The organism is Flavobacterium sp. MFBS3-15, from assembly GCF_026107645.2.
Classification (GTDB): domain Bacteria; phylum Bacteroidota; class Bacteroidia; order Flavobacteriales; family Flavobacteriaceae; genus Flavobacterium.
This window is the reverse complement of sequence record NZ_JAPCHV010000014.1, coordinates 1-15,676: the sequence shown is the minus strand read 5'-3', so window position 1 is coordinate 15,676 and position 15,676 is coordinate 1. Positions and strand designations below refer to the sequence as shown.

The 15,676-nt window shown below is 43.8% G+C and carries 13 protein-coding genes; 4 read left to right on the top strand and 9 right to left on the bottom strand.

Going from position 1 to position 15,676, the window contains the following annotated elements:
* Positions 1-218: 218 nt before the first annotated feature.
* The 4 genes from OGH69_RS12785 to fahA form a co-directional block, all read right to left on the bottom strand.
* Positions 219-1,778, bottom strand: a complete 1,560-nt coding sequence (locus OGH69_RS12785; protein WP_265174873.1) for a T9SS type A sorting domain-containing protein — start codon at positions 1,776-1,778, stop codon at positions 219-221.
* 174 nt (positions 1,779-1,952) lie between these two features.
* Entirely contained in the window at positions 1,953-4,304 is a 2,352-nt protein-coding gene (locus OGH69_RS12780; protein WP_265174872.1) for a DEAD/DEAH box helicase, read from the bottom strand.
* Positions 4,301-5,002, bottom strand: coding sequence for a Hachiman antiphage defense system protein HamA (locus OGH69_RS12775; protein ID WP_265174871.1), 702 nt, complete (start codon positions 5,000-5,002; stop codon positions 4,301-4,303). The genes OGH69_RS12780 and OGH69_RS12775 overlap by 4 nt, the downstream gene beginning before the upstream one ends.
* A 207-nt stretch (positions 5,003-5,209) precedes the next feature.
* Positions 5,210-6,493, bottom strand: a complete 1,284-nt coding sequence (gene fahA / locus OGH69_RS12770) for a fumarylacetoacetase (RefSeq protein ID WP_265174870.1) — start codon at positions 6,491-6,493, stop codon at positions 5,210-5,212.
* Positions 6,494-6,604: 111 nt separating this feature from the next.
* On the opposite strand from fahA, the gene glyA reads away from it, so the two are divergent.
* Positions 6,605-7,879: a serine hydroxymethyltransferase gene (glyA, locus tag OGH69_RS12765; protein WP_265174869.1), complete on the top strand. Its 1,275-nt coding sequence runs from the start codon at positions 6,605-6,607 to the stop codon at positions 7,877-7,879.
* Positions 7,880-7,988: 109 nt separating this feature from the next.
* Here glyA and OGH69_RS12760 read toward each other — a convergent pair whose 3' ends face one another.
* From OGH69_RS12760 to OGH69_RS12750, 3 genes are all read right to left on the bottom strand, one after another.
* Positions 7,989-8,717, bottom strand: a complete 729-nt coding sequence (locus OGH69_RS12760) for a hypothetical protein (protein WP_265174868.1) — start codon at positions 8,715-8,717, stop codon at positions 7,989-7,991.
* A 561-nt stretch (positions 8,718-9,278) separates the two neighbouring features.
* On the bottom strand, positions 9,279-9,695 hold the full coding sequence (locus OGH69_RS12755; protein WP_265174867.1) for a DUF1801 domain-containing protein: 417 nt from the start codon (positions 9,693-9,695) through the stop codon (positions 9,279-9,281).
* A 5-nt stretch (positions 9,696-9,700) separates the two neighbouring features.
* Entirely contained in the window at positions 9,701-10,300 is a 600-nt protein-coding gene (locus OGH69_RS12750; RefSeq protein ID WP_265174866.1) for a hypothetical protein, read from the bottom strand.
* A 136-nt stretch (positions 10,301-10,436) separates the two neighbouring features.
* Between OGH69_RS12750 and OGH69_RS12745 the strand changes: the two genes are divergently transcribed.
* Both OGH69_RS12745 and OGH69_RS12740 read left to right on the top strand, forming a co-directional pair.
* Positions 10,437-10,934, top strand: coding sequence for an MbcA/ParS/Xre antitoxin family protein (locus tag OGH69_RS12745; protein WP_265174865.1), 498 nt, complete (start codon positions 10,437-10,439; stop codon positions 10,932-10,934).
* Positions 10,934-11,413 (top strand): RES family NAD+ phosphorylase, encoded by a 480-nt coding sequence (locus tag OGH69_RS12740; protein ID WP_265174864.1) that lies wholly within the window; start codon positions 10,934-10,936, stop codon positions 11,411-11,413. Before OGH69_RS12745 ends, OGH69_RS12740 begins: the two co-directional genes overlap by 1 nt.
* 43 nt (positions 11,414-11,456) lie before the next feature.
* On the opposite strand, the gene OGH69_RS12735 is transcribed toward OGH69_RS12740, so the two are convergent.
* Positions 11,457-11,972, bottom strand: coding sequence for a hypothetical protein (locus tag OGH69_RS12735; protein WP_265174863.1), 516 nt, complete (start codon positions 11,970-11,972; stop codon positions 11,457-11,459).
* Between the two features lie 56 nt (positions 11,973-12,028).
* Positions 12,029-12,913, bottom strand: a complete 885-nt coding sequence (locus OGH69_RS12730; protein ID WP_265174862.1) for a hypothetical protein — start codon at positions 12,911-12,913, stop codon at positions 12,029-12,031.
* 164 nt (positions 12,914-13,077) lie between these two features.
* Here OGH69_RS12730 and OGH69_RS12725 point away from each other — a divergent pair, with 164 nt between their 5' ends.
* The gene (locus OGH69_RS12725; protein ID WP_265174861.1) at positions 13,078-15,054 is read left to right on the top strand and encodes an alpha-ketoacid dehydrogenase subunit alpha/beta; all 1,977 of its coding nucleotides are present in this window, start codon (positions 13,078-13,080) and stop codon (positions 15,052-15,054) included.
* The last annotated feature ends 622 nt before the right edge of the window (positions 15,055-15,676 follow it).

Genomic DNA, 15,676 nt, shown 5'->3' with positions numbered 1-15,676 from the left:
GATACTATTTACACTAAGGTGTTTTGCCCTTAAGTAACATTTATTAAAAGATTAACCTCTATTTAAGAGTTGCACCCCGTGTCCCGTTACTATGCAGGCATAAAAAAAATAGCCCCCAAAAGTAGGCTATTTTTTATTAAAAAATACTTTACAATTACAAAATAATCACACAGGCTTCAGTATTTGTTATATTAATTTAATATTAATAGTCATGTGTTTCAGCGCTTTACAAATCGCACCGCTGCCCCCCCAGACACCTTCAAAAGATACATACCCGATGGGAGCTGGTCAATAGTAATGGGCGATGTGCCGTCCGTTTCAAAAGCCATGACCTGCTGTCCGATGGCATTAAAGATAGCCCCGCTTGCAGTGCCATTGATGCCCTCAAGGAAAACCTGGCCCGAAGCAGGATTGGGATACAGGAATATGCCGTTTGCCCCTATGTCCCTGCCGCCCATAGTGGTGTTGGACAGCTTTGCAAGGTAGGGGATGTAGTTAAACTGCCCGTCGCCTGTAATTTCCAACTCATCAAACGCTGCCGGCCCATTAACCATGCCCGTCAGGTAGATGTTACCGGAGGTGTCGAGCGAGATGCCGGCCGCATTGTCATAGCCTGTGCCGCCGGCAGTTTTTGCTAACATTACAGTACCTTCCGGATTGTATTTCAATACAATGGCATCCCTGTTCATGGGCGAGCTTACTGTCGTAATGCCGTTACCCCAATTTATTGTCCCTGTGGTAAAGCCGGTAAAGTACACGTTGCCGTCGGTATCAAGGGCCAAAAAATTCCTGTTACCCTGTGCAGCACTGCCATTGCCCAACACCTCCCGCACCCACTGGTAGTTGCCGGAAGCATCAAGCTTAGCCAGGAAAAAGTCATCAAACATGCCATCCAGCGGCCCTTCGGTAGTGGTGGTGCCAAATTCAAAGGAACCGAAAAGGTAAGAGCTGAAATAGACCTCATTGGGCGTGCGTGCCACCACCTGGGGCGCAGGGCAGGTGATGTCCTCTACAAACCTGACCCACTGGTATGCGCCCTGAGGGGAGTATTTTATGACGAATGTGTTGTATTGCATGTCGGTAGGTACAGAAACACCACTAAAGAAAGCATTGAATTCGGCGCACGAGCCGGCAGCATAGATGTTACCCTCGCTGTCAATGCTTACCGAGGTGATGCGGCTCACATTCTCGTTTGCAACCGAAAGCAGCTTTGCGCCATCGGGCGAATATTTGTCGATGAAGCTGTCCATGAAGTTGCCGTAGCCGATGTAAATGTTGTCGTTGGCATCCACGGTAAGGCCATTCATTTCTGAGGTCCATGTAAACTCCTCCGCGGTGGTTATTGGCTTGTGCCACAGCAGCGTGCCCTGCGGACTGAATTTTGCCAGTACAAACTGGTCGCCCTGGTCGGTTGTGGATAGGGTAGTGCCGTCCATCGTAATGTTGCCCACATAGCCCAGCGACAGGATCACGTTGCCCTGCGAGTCGGTTACCATGTTGTGGTTGCAGGCTTTCCCGCCAATCACGGTAGAAAATACCAACCCTCCGTTGCTGTCATATTTGTTGAAGTACAGGTTGCCCATCATGTCGTTGTAGGCATAAGGCTCGCCCGCAAAGCCGGTAAAATAAATGTTGCCCGAAGCATCGGCGGCAGAGGAGTACCCCACCATGTCAGGATTGAAGTTTACCGTAGAGCCGGGGGTGCGCACCCACTGGAATTCCTGTGCGCCGGCGGCCATGCCCGAAAGCAGTAGTGCTAGTAAGGTAATTTTTTTCATGCTTGTTTTTTGCAGTAAATGTAGCAAAGCTGCCTTTTTAGCCATGAGAAATTACGTGGATGGAGGATGTTATTTAGAATTTGAGGGGTACGGGTGAGGATTTGGAGACATACTTTACGACTACTAAGCAAATGTTAGTGGTACAAGTTAGTTGTAAAAGAAAAATTATTCAACTTAGATATATCGTTCAATAATCCTTTTTATTCTTCTATTTACGAGATTAATAAAAGGATTAAATTTTATGCTATTTTCATCAATGCTAATGATATATGGGCGAATCTCTTCAATCTCTTCAAAACTAAAGCCATATTTTAAAAGCCAAATTTCGGTCAAATCATTAGTTCCATATTTAATATAGTTTTTCATATATATTGCTCTTTCATCATTTGTTTTTTCGTAATATAATTGAAATGCTGCTGATAATGGATCAGATAATGATAAAGAAATAACTTTATCTATATAATCATAAGTATCAAAAACGACTAAATCATATTGAATTTTAGAAACAGGAGTATCATTTTTAAAAAGTGTAGCACTTGAAGCATTAGAGTCGGGTAGTGAAGTCGCAATATTCGATCTTTTAATAAATAACTTTTTTAATAGATTTTTTGCTTCTTTCTTTGATATATTTCCTTTTTTTAGGTCAGATTGAATTTTCTTTCTTTCCTTCTCCTGAGATAAATATGCTAATCTTAACGATACAATTTCTCGAAATGATTTTCCTTGTATTTGCCATAATAAGATTGGAATAGAAGTGCTTAATATAATTTGTTCAGCTTTTGTTAGAATGTCTTTTCTTAAATGTGCTAAAAATATATTTTTAAAAGCCAATTTTATTTCTTCCCGTTTTTTTTGTCCTAAATCATAATATTCGCTGGCTTTTAATGCCCTTTTATTTATGAGCATACCGTCAAGTATAATTTTTATATGATTATCAATGTTTGATTTATTTAACCGTTCTATTTGTTCATTTGTAATGTTGAGTTCATTATTGAAAGTATCGTTTTTTATTGCTGTAACTAAGTCTTTTTGATCGTCAGGTATATCGGAAATATCACTTTCTAGGAGGGATGTAGTTTTTAGCATTGCTTTGTTTTGCATTCTATTACAGAATTTTGATAAACTACTTTCTTTAATTATCACATACCCAAAGTCAAAAAGATTTTTTTTTGTAGTTGTTCTTCCCGCTCTACCAATAAGATTTTTTAAATTTAAGTTTTTTTGATCATCGCTACCCTCAAATCTAAAATTATCAATCCATACGATATCGAATGGCATATTTATGCCTTGTATCAAGGTAGAGGTAGCAAAACATATTCTTGCAAAATTTTTATTTACAAAGTCTTCAATAATTAGTCGAGCTTTTAATGGTATGGATCCATGATGAATAACAATCCCCTTTTCAATTAAATCAATCATTATTGAATGATTTCTAGAATGATATTTTGACGCACCAATATATTCTCTTAAGTCATTTATTAATGATAATGCTGCTGAATTAATAATTGGTGGGCATAAATCAATGTATTTCTTGAAAATATCCAAATATTCGCCACTGTAGATTTTTGACTTTGCTATATAAATCAGGACATTTCCTTTATTTTTAAGTATTTGTTCAACTTCATCAACATGATTATTTACTCTATGTGATTTTGTAGTATTTGAATAAGGTGAAAAAAAGCTAAATTCACCGTTATTATATGATAAAAATATTTTGCCAACAGCGTTTTGTTCATAAGTTTTCGAGGCAGCGTTAATAGTAAAATTATGTTTTTGTAGTTGAGCATTTGGATTGTCAATAAACGGATGTGTGAATACTTTTTTAGCATGCGGTAAATATCGATGTACACGTCTTACAAAAGCATCAAATGTTAAGCCTCTTATAGGTTCTTCAGATATTTGGGCTTCATCAAAGAGGAATAGCTCTATATTAAAATTGTCCAAGTATTTAAACAAATCTTTGCCTCTTTCCGGAGTAACAATATAAACTCGGCGAGTGGTTTTGGCCTTATTAATATCTTCTATAAACTGTAGAACTAAAACCTCATTTACATTTCTTAAAATATCAGATTTAATCACTTTGATGTATTCTGCTATAAGAGCTCTTGATGGTACTATAATTATAATATCTCCTTTTGCACTTTTAATTAACTCTCTGAAAAGGAATGATTTTCCAGCACTAGTAGGGGCAGAAAATGAAAAAAATATTTTCTTCTCAATGTGCTTGTATGCATCGGCTTGAACTGGTGTAAAGGGTTTGCCGGTTTCTGATATAATACTTTTCGCAAATATATCATAGACTTCCTCTAAAATACTATTTGGTGCATTTACTTTATAAAATAGTCCAAGCAGATATATTACTTTACTTTCATATAAAGTAAATACATTCTCGTGAAACTTTTTAATATAGGCTAATGATTCTAAATCTTCTAATGATATAGGACCATTTGCATGAAGTCTGTCTAAGATTCCAACAATAGTATTATTTATATCAGAGCTTGGATTAATTAAGTTAGCTATTCTCATATTTCTATTCCAATAATGTATAGTTCAGGAAAAGTAAATAACTCGTCAATCTCAATGCTTTTAATGAGGTTTTTAAAAACTAACTTCGAATTTTTTGTATTGAGTGAAAATGCAAGAATATAAGCTTTGCGATTATTATTTATATAATTGTCAATACAGCCACTAGTACAAAATGGTTGTAGTTGTAATAACTCAGAATCATCCTTTTTTGCTTTTATAAATCCATTTACTTGCTGTAAAGCTGCTGAGTATGGATTAGAATTCGAATTGTATTTGGCTTCTCCAAAACAAATTAAATTTGTATGACTTTCTGTATGAAAATCAAAACCATCATTTCCGGTGACCTTAGATTTCCATAATTCAGCAATTGGAAACTTTATGTGTGCATGTACTTTCTGTAATGCGTTTCCTGCCATATCTGATATTAAATATTCTCCGAAATCTGATGTTACCTTTGAGTCAATCTTTTTGAAAATGTCTTCAACAAGTTTTTTAACTGTTTTTTCAGAATTAGCTTTAAATGTCTTTTTCTCAACTGCACCTAGTTTTTCAATCCAACTTAAATCAGATATTATATTTATCATATCATCAGCACTACCTTTAACGTCGTTTATCTTCACGTGAATGCTGTATACATTACAATCAAATGATTTTTTATATGTGCTTAAATCTACTTTTTGGAAGTTGATGATCTCCATATCAGATATTTGCTTAAAAATATAAATATTTAAAGCTAATTATATAAATTATTTAACGGTGCAAATAATAAAATTTTATTTTGATTTATGGTAAGTAAAATTACCTGTTTTACAAAAACAGGTAATTCCCGCAAAAGTTTGGAAATTTATCACTAATAAATTAAGCCCACAAAAAAAGCCCCTTCCGGGGCTTTTACATTTTTAGATCTATTTCTTATAAGGCGGTAGCAACTTACTGCATACCTCGCCAAAACCAATCCGCACATCGTCGTTCTCACAGTAGCCGCGCATGATTACGCTGTCGCCGTCATTGATGAACTTGCGTTCGGTGCCGTCTTTCAGGGTGATGGGGTTCTTGCCGCCCCACGTAAGCTCCAGCATCGAGCCGTAGCTGTCCGGCGTCGGGCCGGATATGGTGCCGCTGCCCATCAGGTCCCCGCTGTTCACGCGGCATCCGTTTACGGTGTGGTGCGCCAGCTGCTGGGCCATGCTCCAGTACATGTATTTAAAGTTCGAGTTCGAAATCACCGTCTCTTCGCCGCCTTCCGGCTCTATGGCCACCTGTAGCTTAATGTCGAACGCGTGCGCACCCTGCTGCTGCAGGTATTCCAGCGGTTGCGGTTCGGTTTGCGCCGGCCCTTCGGTACGGAAAGGCTCCAGGGCATCCATGGTCACGATCCACGGCGACATCGACGAGGCGAAGTTCTTGGCAAGGAACGGCCCCAGCGGCACGTATTCCCATTTCTGGATGTCGCGCGCGCTCCAGTCGTTGAACAGCACCATCCCGAAGATATGCTCCTCGGCTTCCTCAACCGGTATCGATTCGCCCATTACGTTGGCATCGGTAGTGATGAACGCCATTTCCAGCTCAAAGTCTACCAGGCGCGACGGCCCGAAAACCGGCTTGTCGGTACCCGGCGGCAGTGTCTGGCCCATCGGCCTGTGCACCGGTATGCCCGAAGGCACAATGGTAGACGACCTTCCGTGGTAGCCCACAGGCAGGTGCAGCCAGTTGGGCAGCAGCGCGTTCTCCGGGTCGCGGAACATGATGCCTACATTGGTGGCGTGCTCGCGGCTCGAATAAAAGTCGGTATAGTCGCCAATAAGCACAGGAAGCTGCATCTCTACATCTTCTATATTAAAGATGATGATGGCTTTGTGGTTTTCGTTGTTTTTCAGTTCGTCATTGTTGGCATCAAACAGTTCGGCTATGCGGTTGCGCACCAGCCTCCAGGTCTTTTTCCCATCGGATATGAAGTCGTTCAGCGTGTCCTGCATGAACATGTCGTCGGTCAGCTCGATGCCTTCAAAGTAGTTCAGCTGCTGCATTGCGCCCAGGTCGATGGCATAATCGCCAATCCGTGTGCCTATGGTTACAACATCGTCTTTGGTGATGAACACGCCAAAGGGGATGTTCTGTATAGGGAAATCGCTGTCTTTGGGTACGTCCAGCCAGGATTTACGGGATGGGTCATTTGCTGTTATAGGCATAGTATGGATATGTGTTTTATTTGTTTTATTGAATTGTCAAATATAGTTTCCCCCGTCGTTTTACCAAACGTTTTTTGTATTTTTGACGGCAAATTAACGAAAAATTATAAAATGCAACGCGACGAACAAATTTTCGACCTTATCCTGGAAGAACAGGACAGGCAGATACACGGACTTGAACTAATTGCATCAGAAAATTTTGTGAGCGACCAGGTGCTGGAAGCCGCAGGTTCCATACTGACCAACAAATATGCCGAGGGCTACCCGGGCAGGCGCTACTACGGCGGCTGCGAGGTGGTGGACGTTATCGAGCAGATTGCCATCGACAGGGCCAAAGCGCTTTTCGGTGCCGATTATGTGAACGTGCAGCCGCACTCGGGGTCTCAGGCCAACACTGCTGTTTTTGCCGCGGTATTGAAACCAGGCGACAAGATATTGGGTTTCGACCTTTCGCATGGCGGGCACCTTACGCACGGTTCGCCGGTTAATTTTTCGGGCAAGCTCTACAATCCCGTATTTTATGGGGTAGAGAAGGAGACAGGCCGCCTCAACTACGACAAGATACAGGAAATAGCCGAACAGGAGAAGCCACAGCTGATCATAGCGGGTGCTTCGGCCTACTCGCGCGACATGGACTTTAAACGCTTCCGCGAAATTGCCGACAGCGTAGGCGCACTACTGATGGCCGACATCGCGCACCCTGCCGGGCTTATCGCCAAAGGGCTGATGAACGACCCTATACCACATTGCCACATTGTTACAACCACTACGCACAAAACCCTTCGCGGGCCACGCGGCGGGATGATCATGATGGGCAGGGACTTCGAAAACCCGTTTGGGCTTAAAACACCGAAGGGCGAGATCCGCATGATGTCGTCGCTACTGGACGGCGCTGTATTCCCGGGCAACCAGGGCGGGCCGCTGGAGCACATCATCGCTGCCAAGGCAGTAGCATTCGGGGAGGCACTGTCGGATGAGTTCTTCCGTTATGCGATGCAGGTGCAGAAAAATGCCAAGGCTATGGCTGCGGCGTTCGTAAACCGCGGGTATGACATCATTTCCGGCGGCACCGATAACCACATGATGCTTATCGACCTTAGGAACAAAGGCATTTCGGGCAAGGAAGCCGAGAATGCACTGGTAAAGGCAGAAATCACGGTAAACAAGAACATGGTGCCGTTCGATGATAAGTCGCCGTTTGTAACCTCCGGCATCCGTGTAGGTACGGCAGCAGTAACAACCCGCGGGCTTGTAGAAGCCGACATGGAAACCATCGTTGACTTCATCGACCGTGTAATTGTGGACCACACCAACGAGGAAAACCTCGAGCAGATCGCCGACGAAGTGAACGACATGATGAGCGAAAGGCCGATATTTGTTTTTTAAGCAATAACCATAGTCTCTTGTCACTTCGAGCGCAGTCGAGAAGCCTTAATAACGAAATCCCTCAATCGAGGGATTTTTTGTGCTTTATGTCTATTTCTAAAAGGGTGGATTAGAACTTGCTTGCTTCCATTTTCCTCCTTAGGTCAGGGTTTTCATTTTCAGGTACCAATTGCTCGAGTATCTTACTCGTGATTTCGATATACATTGTATAGGTGCGTGGGTCGTTCATTAAAGGGCCTGCATCTTTCGACCCCTGGTTGATGAAATACCCCACCTGGATGTGTTTGTTTTCAAGGTCCCACTTGTATCCGGCATATTCATAGCAGGTGCCAATATGGTATTCGTTGTACCTTAACTTATCACGCAATGAAAAACAGGCCTGGTTTCTTTCGCGTTCTTTTGGGTCTTTTATAAAGTAGTACTGGTGAAGTATATCATAGTTGGGATATTTCACAGTGATGATATTCTTGATCCCCTCAAGCACCGTTTCTGCATTTTCGGTATTGTCTATTTTGGTATCGCCAACCAAAAGCAGGCTGTATACCCTGCCATCGGGAAGCTCCTTGGTACACGAAACCGAATATTTCATTTTGTCGATGATGTGGTACTTCTTGTAGGAGGTACTTTTGTCGCCAAAGAACATTTTGTCGAAAGCATGAAACTTCAATGTGTCAAAAGGTGGCGGTGTGTGCGCAATTTTGTTGGCTGAAGCCAAAGGAGGATTAAAATCACTCGTTTCGGCCTCGCATCCCGCAAACGGGGACACAACAAACGTTACTAATACGACTACAGTGCCGACAACGGCAACAGTGTGCAGGGTGTTCCAGATTTTGTGCATAATTAGTTTTTGCAATAATAAAATTATCAATAGCGCCTGATTTTTGTCAGGCCTTCAATAAAACTAATAATACAGTATCGTTTTGGGGCGGCAATAGTAAGGCGTGGACTGTAACGGTTGCTCTTAAAATACAGTTTTCGGCCTTTTGTTCCCAAGCTCAAAATTTGGGGAGAGCCTAGGTTTTCATGTCATTTTCTTACAGGATAAACTTACAAATTAATTTATTGTTCTGACAAATCAAAAGTTAACTTTTTTCCTGCAAATTATCAATAAATTGTTATGACTTTAACGTGGAATTTCTGGTATTTTCATATTATTTACCTTTAATTAACACGCGTTCCGTTAATGCCTCCCAAGCCAGAAGGTTAGGTTTTGCTGCGTGTTCAGCGAGATGTTTGACTTGTGGACAAGCCATAAACAACAGTTTCCGCCGGAGGGGCGGAAACACTGTATAACACTTTTTTTTGTAAGTAAAATGGATAGATAAAAGAAATTGTAAATTATAATTCTTACAAATTCACAATCATCTTATTTGAGTGTTGCCGGACACGAATGGTCCCTTTATATGAGTCGGGGGATAATCACTTCCTCCAGTACACTCCTGTTAATATCCGCCAGTTTTTTGAATTTGATGCAGTACCCTGTAATCGTAGCTTTGCCCAGCCTGCCGCCGAGGGTGTTGCGCAGGTACTCTTTGTCCTCAAGGCCCATCACGTAAACCGATATCCCCGCGGTGTTAGCGCTCAGGCCAATCCTGAAGAACTCCTTTGACGACCCGTCCGCATATTTTATGGTAATTTCCCCATAGCCGATGTTGGGGTTCGAAACCACCTTGCCCTCATCGTTCCGGCCATCCAGGAACCACAGCCTGCCTCCCGGAAGGAGGTGCAGGAAGCGGTCGTGAAGGGTTTGCATGTCGCTGCGTTTCGCCTCGGGGAGGGAAGAAAGGTAGTTATGGATTTGGGCTTCTGTGGCCATTGTTGCTACTCGCAGTTTTCTTCAAAGAAAGCGATCACTTCATTAATGTCCTTGGTCTTGAATTCTCCCGACTTGCTTTTTTCCACCAAAACCGGGCAACGGTCAGGGAAATGGGCCTCGATCATTCTCTTGTACATTTTCTCTTCGCCCACCACTTTCTGGTTGCCGTACAGCTCGAACAGGAAGCTGATCGTGTAGTCGTCGCCCGGCGTGTGCAGGTAGTAATACATTCCCGGTGTGCTGGTAGCAATGTTCCCTTCCAGCGAGATGTACAGGAAGTTGGTCTTGCCCTGGTACACGCTGCCGAACCATCTTTTCTTGCTTTCCTTTTTCGGGCCTTTTTTCGTCTGTACGGCAGGATAAACGCAGAAGAACGTTTCGGTCTTCTTATCAAAAGTGATGTCGACCGTACTGATGAGGCTGCTCTCGATTTTCTCGGTATCGCCGTCTTTGGAAGCCCTGAATTTTAGTGTGGAATCTTTGTGGCCCGGTGCCTCGGCAAACCCGGATCTGGAAGTGCCATCTGTCATGTGAACTGTTGCCTCGTAAAATTTAGCCTGCAGGGTAAACGAAACCAGCAGCAGGAGGAAAGCGAATTTTTTCATTTTGTGTAATTGATTAGTTGGTGTGGCTAAGGTATATATTTTTTTGTGTCGCCTTTAGATATAAAAAAAATTAAATTGTAAAATATTGTACTAATGTAACAAATGTGTTGTATATTAGCAGTAAATATGTTGTTGCATGAAAACTGAAAAAAAGAGAAAGATCTTCAATCCCGCAAAAAGCGTTGAGCGCGCCGGAAAAGTAAAAGCAGGGCTTCCTGTATGGAAGCTCGTTTCCGAAGGGAAAGTGTATAGCTGGACTTCCAAAATGGAGCGTGTAAGTATTATGAGGGGTGGTGTGCCTTACGCTGCCATTGAAGTGATTGGCAGTAGTATCAATATGCCTGTAAAAGATGTACTGCATATCTTTGGGTTGCCACAAACCACTTATAATAAAAAACGAAGGGAAAAATCGCTGCTCGGCCAGCGTGAAAGTGAGATCATTTTGCTACTGACCGAACTTATTGATTTTGGTAAACGGGTGTTTAACGGTGAAGAAGATAAGTTCCAAAGGTGGATGAAGAAACCGAACACATCACTTGGAGGCAACACGCCGGAAAGCCTGCTGGATTCGGTAACAGGGATACAGGAAGTGAAGAACAGCCTTAACAGGCTTGAATTTGGCAACCTGGCCTGATGCGGGTTTACAGGATCGAGCGGGAAAAATACCTGCCAACCACATTAACAGGCACGGGTGCATCTATGACAGAGGGCTACCGCTGGAACAGCCTAAACACTTGCATGGTGTATACTGCCGAATCGCGCGCGCTTGCCATGCTGGAAGTTTCGGTACACCTGGACCTGACAAAAGACCTTCCTACAGACAGGTTTTATGTGGAGGTTGAAATTCCTGATGACATTATTATCATGGAGTTGCCTGAAGACGCCCTTCCCGAAAACTGGGATGCTAAGCCGCCTGCCCTTGAAACACAGTTTATCGGTGATGATTTTGTACGGCAAAATGAGGCAGCGGTATTAAAAGTACCGAGCGCCATCGTACCGCAGGAATACAATTACCTTATTAATCCAAATCATCCCGATGCTAAAAAAATAATGGTAATATCAGAACAACGGCTCGCTTTTGATGGCAGGTTTAAGAATGATAAGGGAAAATGATGCCTATTTGCTTACTCAGTCCGGCACGAGCCCGAAGCTCGCGTTAGCGAGTGGAATCAACCCGTCTCCATATTTTTGTAGTATCGACTGAAAAGCCGACGAGTTCCCCATCGCTGATATAAATGTTATCCATCGGACTGTTTTTACCGGTAAAGCCGTAGTGGCCTGTTAGTTTCACCCCGATTTCGCCCTTCCACGAAAAATGCAGTTCTTCAGTATGTTTATCATGAGGTGTATTCATACGGAACAGATAGCCTTCATCCGTCCTTAAAAAGTGCATCCAGAAGCTGCTCTTTAGCGTATTGCATACAACCTCGGTACTAAAGCCATTTTTACATTCACCCTTTGCCGCAAAACCGCCTGTACTTTTCTCTGTTTCGTAAGCATCGAAATTCCGGAACTCCACCATCACAGTATCGCTGCCATCAGTAAAAAGGCGATAGCCCTGATAGTCCAGCGTATCAATCCTGGTTTCCCCGTAATCGAATAACTGGCACTCGTGCTGAGAACAGGACGCCAGCAGGAAAGCGAGGATGATTAGTAGGGTAATTTTTTTCATAGTTGTTGTGCTCACTCAGCCCGTCACGAACTGGAAGTTCGCGCTAGCGGTGGAGGTTAATATGGACTATAAAATTGATCTTCGGCTTTTTCATATTCTACAAGACGAGCATAAATAAACTGCTCGAAATCATTTTTTGAAAAGTCATAGGGTTTATAATCAGCAATTATCATCACATGTATTTTTGCATCATCCAATTCGTCCTTTTCTTGTAATATTGCTTCAACTAAAAAATGTGAAATTGTTTCATCCTCCCAATCTATTTCATTTATTATACCTTTTGCAAAACTATCTTTCATTTCTGGCAACTTTCTAATATTTGTTTTTATATTATCGGTTAAATATAGAAATCTCTTATAATGAGGTTTTAATGTGTCCTTGATTTTTTTTCCATTCTCATCCCATTCATCATCAGGCCAATAACGTTCAGCATAGCCTTCCGGGATTTTTTCTTTTATTTTTGTACGCTCTGCTTTTTCATCACTTATCAATTGCTCAATCGAATCAATTTCTTTTTGCAAATTGTTATTATAAGATGCTGCCAAGTCTTTATTGCTGATTTTTTTAATAATTTTTAGTTCTAAAATATTAAGATTGGATTTATCATATCCCATCTCCATAAATGAACCTTCAATTAATTCAAAATGAACTTTTTTTAAGACCTCTTTTTCAACCTCCTCAATTGTCCATGGTTTTGGATATATTTTTTTTACGTTTTCTTTATTTTCTTTTCCGAATCCCAATGCTGACAGCCATCGCCCTTTCGTTTCAGGATCCATTGCGTTTAATTCTGATACGAGTAAGTTACTTGCTATGCGCTTTTCGGTATTATTCATTTTATTAAACTTGTCTAAAAAAACTTTTGCTTTCTGTTCAATAGTTTGACCATACGAAAAAGTCGTAAATATGTTTATTATTAGTACAAATAATATTTTTCTCATATTAGCAGTTTGAAATTTTGATAAAAAGTAAGTATTCTGACGAGTATAAACCTACAAAAAATTCTCCTACAATTTTAACAAAAATAAAATCCCATAACATTTTCACCTACTTCCTGTTATTTTATTACTTTTGACCTGCTTTAACGATTATTCAAAAAACAGCGATGAATTTCGATAGAAAACAGTTATCCGACGGGAAATTACTCGATTTATATACCAAATTATTAAAACCAAGGCTCATTGAGGAGAAGATGCTTATCCTCATCCGCCAGGGCAAAGTGTCCAAATGGTTCTCCGGCATAGGGCAGGAGGCCATCTCGGTAGGTGTTGCCGCCGTGCTGCACAGGGACGAGTACATCCTCCCCATGCACCGCAACCTGGGCGTGTTCACCGGCCGCGACATCCCGCTGTACCGCCTGTTCTCGCAGTGGCAGGGCAAGGCCAACGGCTTTACCAAGGGCCGCGACCGCTCGTTCCACTTCGGTACGCAGGAGTACAAGATCATCGGGATGATATCGCACCTGGGCCCGCAGCTTGGCGTTGCCGACGGTATCGCGCTGGCGCACAAGCTCCGCAAGGAGGGTAAGGTGACCGCGGTGTTTACCGGCGAGGGCGCTACCAGCGAGGGCGACTTCCACGAGGCGCTCAACATTGCCGCCGTGTGGGAACTTCCGGTAATGTTCATCATCGAGAACAACGGCTACGGCCTTTCGACCCCAACCAACGAGCAGTACCGCTGCGAGAACCTGGCCGACAAAGGCATAGGCTACGGCATGGAGTCGCACATCATCGACGGGAATAATATACTGGAGGTATATACGAAGCTGGACGAGCTGGCCGTATCGATGCGCGAAAACCCGCGCCCGGTGCTGCTGGAGTTCAAGACCTTCAGGATGCGCGGGCATGAGGAGGCGAGCGGTACCAAGTATGTGCCGCAGGAGCTGATGGATGCCTGGGCCGTAAAGGACCCGGTGGAGAACTACCGCCAATTCCTGAAAGCCGAAGGCGTGCTGACCGACGATGCCGACGCTGCCATCCGCGCGGAACTGAAAAAGGAAATCGACGAGAACTACCAGCAGGCTTCCGCCGAACCGGCCATTGAAGCCAGTTTGAGCGAAGAATTAAATGACGTTTACAAACCGTATCAGCATGAAGAGGTTAACCCTTCACCGGAAACGGAAAACATACGCATGATCGATGCCATCCAGCAGGGGCTGAGGCAGTCGATGGAGCGCCACGACAACCTCGTGATCATGGGGCAGGACATCGCCGAATATGGCGGGGCGTTCAAGATCACCGACGGCTTTGTGGCACAGTTCGGCAAGGAGCGCGTGCGCAACACCCCAATATGCGAGTCGGCCGTAGTGTCGGCAGGCATGGGGCTTTCGATCAACGGCGCCAAGTCGGTTATCGAGATGCAGTTCGCCGACTTCGTATCGACGGGCTTTAACCCGATCGTGAACTACCTGGCCAAGGTGCATTACCGCTGGCAGGAAAACGCCGACGTGGTAGTGCGTATGCCTTGCGGTGCCGGCGTTCAGGCGGGGCCGTTCCACTCACAGACCAACGAGGCGTGGTTTACCAAAACCCCCGGCCTCAAGGTGGTGTACCCGGCGTTCCCGTATGATGCCAAGGGCCTTTTGGCGACGGCCATCAACGACCCGAATCCGGTGATGTTCTTTGAGCATAAGGCGCTCTACCGCAGCGCTTACCAGGACGTGCCTAAAGATTACTACACCATACCTTTCGGCAAGGCAGCACTGCTCAGGGAAGGGGAGGACGTAACGGTGATTTCCTTTGGCGCGGGCGTACACTGGGCGTTGGAAACACTGGACAAGAACCCCGACATCAAAGCCGACCTTATTGACCTGCGCACGCTGCAGCCGCTCGATACGGAAACGATATTCCAATCGGTGAAGAAGACCGGAAAGGTCATCATACTGCAGGAAGATACGCTGTTTGGCGGCGTGGCCAGCGACATCTCGGCCATGATCATGGAGGAATGCTTCGAGTACCTCGACGGCCCTGTGAAACGCGTAGGCAGCCTCGAGAGCGCCATACCGTTCACCAAGGCGCTGGAAGACCAGTACCTGTCGAAAGGCAGGTTTGAAGGGGCGCTGAAGGAGCTTCTTGCTTACTAAAAAGTTTATAGGTTGATGCGTTAATTTGTTTATTTGAAGCGCAACGTATTATAACAGGACCACATAGTTTTAGGATTGTGTGGTTTTTTTGTCCTCACCCCCGGCCCATCTCCAAAAGAGAGGGGAGCAGCTACACTCATGCTGGCTAAAATATCGATTAAACACAATGTTAACCGCTCATGAGTGAAGCTTGGCCTTAAATTTTTCGCGTAAAAATCAAGGCAGGGATTTTAGGTAAGAGTGTTACGTCCCGGCTCCCTCTCCTTTGGAGAGGGTAGGGTGAGGACTAAAGGGCAGGAGTGGAAACTATCTTTCGGGCGTGCCGCCTCCGCAGGATGACGCCTCTATCCCTCACGCGAGCTTCACTCGGACGTCAGTCGCGCCTGTCATTCTGAACGAAGAATCTCTTGCGGCCCCCACTTTACGTCTTCGCGCCTTTGCATGAAATTAATATAATTCTGCTTTAGCAGAATAAACTTTGAGGCCTCTTCTATCTTAAAAACCTTTGCGTATTCTATGACTTAAACAAGTTTAATTTCATATTTTTTACTAGCTCTTAAGCAGCATATTTCATCAGATCTACATAAGGTGTTTCACGTTTCACCACAGCAAAAATTCTTGC

Excerpts from the sequence above, each read along its gene's own strand:
- OGH69_RS12755 (WP_265174867.1), bottom strand. The coding sequence starts at position 9,695 with ATGGCCACAGAAGCCCAAATCCATAACTACCTTTCTTCCCTCCCCGAG.
- fahA (WP_265174870.1), bottom strand. The coding sequence starts at position 6,493 with ATGCCTATAACAGCAAATGACCCATCCCGTAAATCCTGGCTGGACGTA.
- OGH69_RS12775 (WP_265174871.1), bottom strand. The coding sequence starts at position 5,002 with ATGGAGATCATCAACTTCCAAAAAGTAGATTTAAGCACATATAAAAAA.
- OGH69_RS12740 (WP_265174864.1), top strand. The coding sequence starts at position 10,934 with ATGCGGGTTTACAGGATCGAGCGGGAAAAATACCTGCCAACCACATTA.
- OGH69_RS12785 (WP_265174873.1), bottom strand. The coding sequence starts at position 1,778 with ATGAAAAAAATTACCTTACTAGCACTACTGCTTTCGGGCATGGCCGCC.
- OGH69_RS12745 (WP_265174865.1), top strand. The coding sequence starts at position 10,437 with ATGAAAACTGAAAAAAAGAGAAAGATCTTCAATCCCGCAAAAAGCGTT.
- glyA (WP_265174869.1), top strand. The coding sequence starts at position 6,605 with ATGCAACGCGACGAACAAATTTTCGACCTTATCCTGGAAGAACAGGAC.
- OGH69_RS12750 (WP_265174866.1), bottom strand. The coding sequence starts at position 10,300 with ATGAAAAAATTCGCTTTCCTCCTGCTGCTGGTTTCGTTTACCCTGCAG.
- OGH69_RS12725 (WP_265174861.1), top strand. The coding sequence starts at position 13,078 with ATGAATTTCGATAGAAAACAGTTATCCGACGGGAAATTACTCGATTTA.
- OGH69_RS12760 (WP_265174868.1), bottom strand. The coding sequence starts at position 8,717 with ATGCACAAAATCTGGAACACCCTGCACACTGTTGCCGTTGTCGGCACT.
- OGH69_RS12780 (WP_265174872.1), bottom strand. The coding sequence starts at position 4,304 with ATGAGAATAGCTAACTTAATTAATCCAAGCTCTGATATAAATAATACT.
- OGH69_RS12735 (WP_265174863.1), bottom strand. The coding sequence starts at position 11,972 with ATGAAAAAAATTACCCTACTAATCATCCTCGCTTTCCTGCTGGCGTCC.
- OGH69_RS12730 (WP_265174862.1), bottom strand. The coding sequence starts at position 12,913 with ATGAGAAAAATATTATTTGTACTAATAATAAACATATTTACGACTTTT.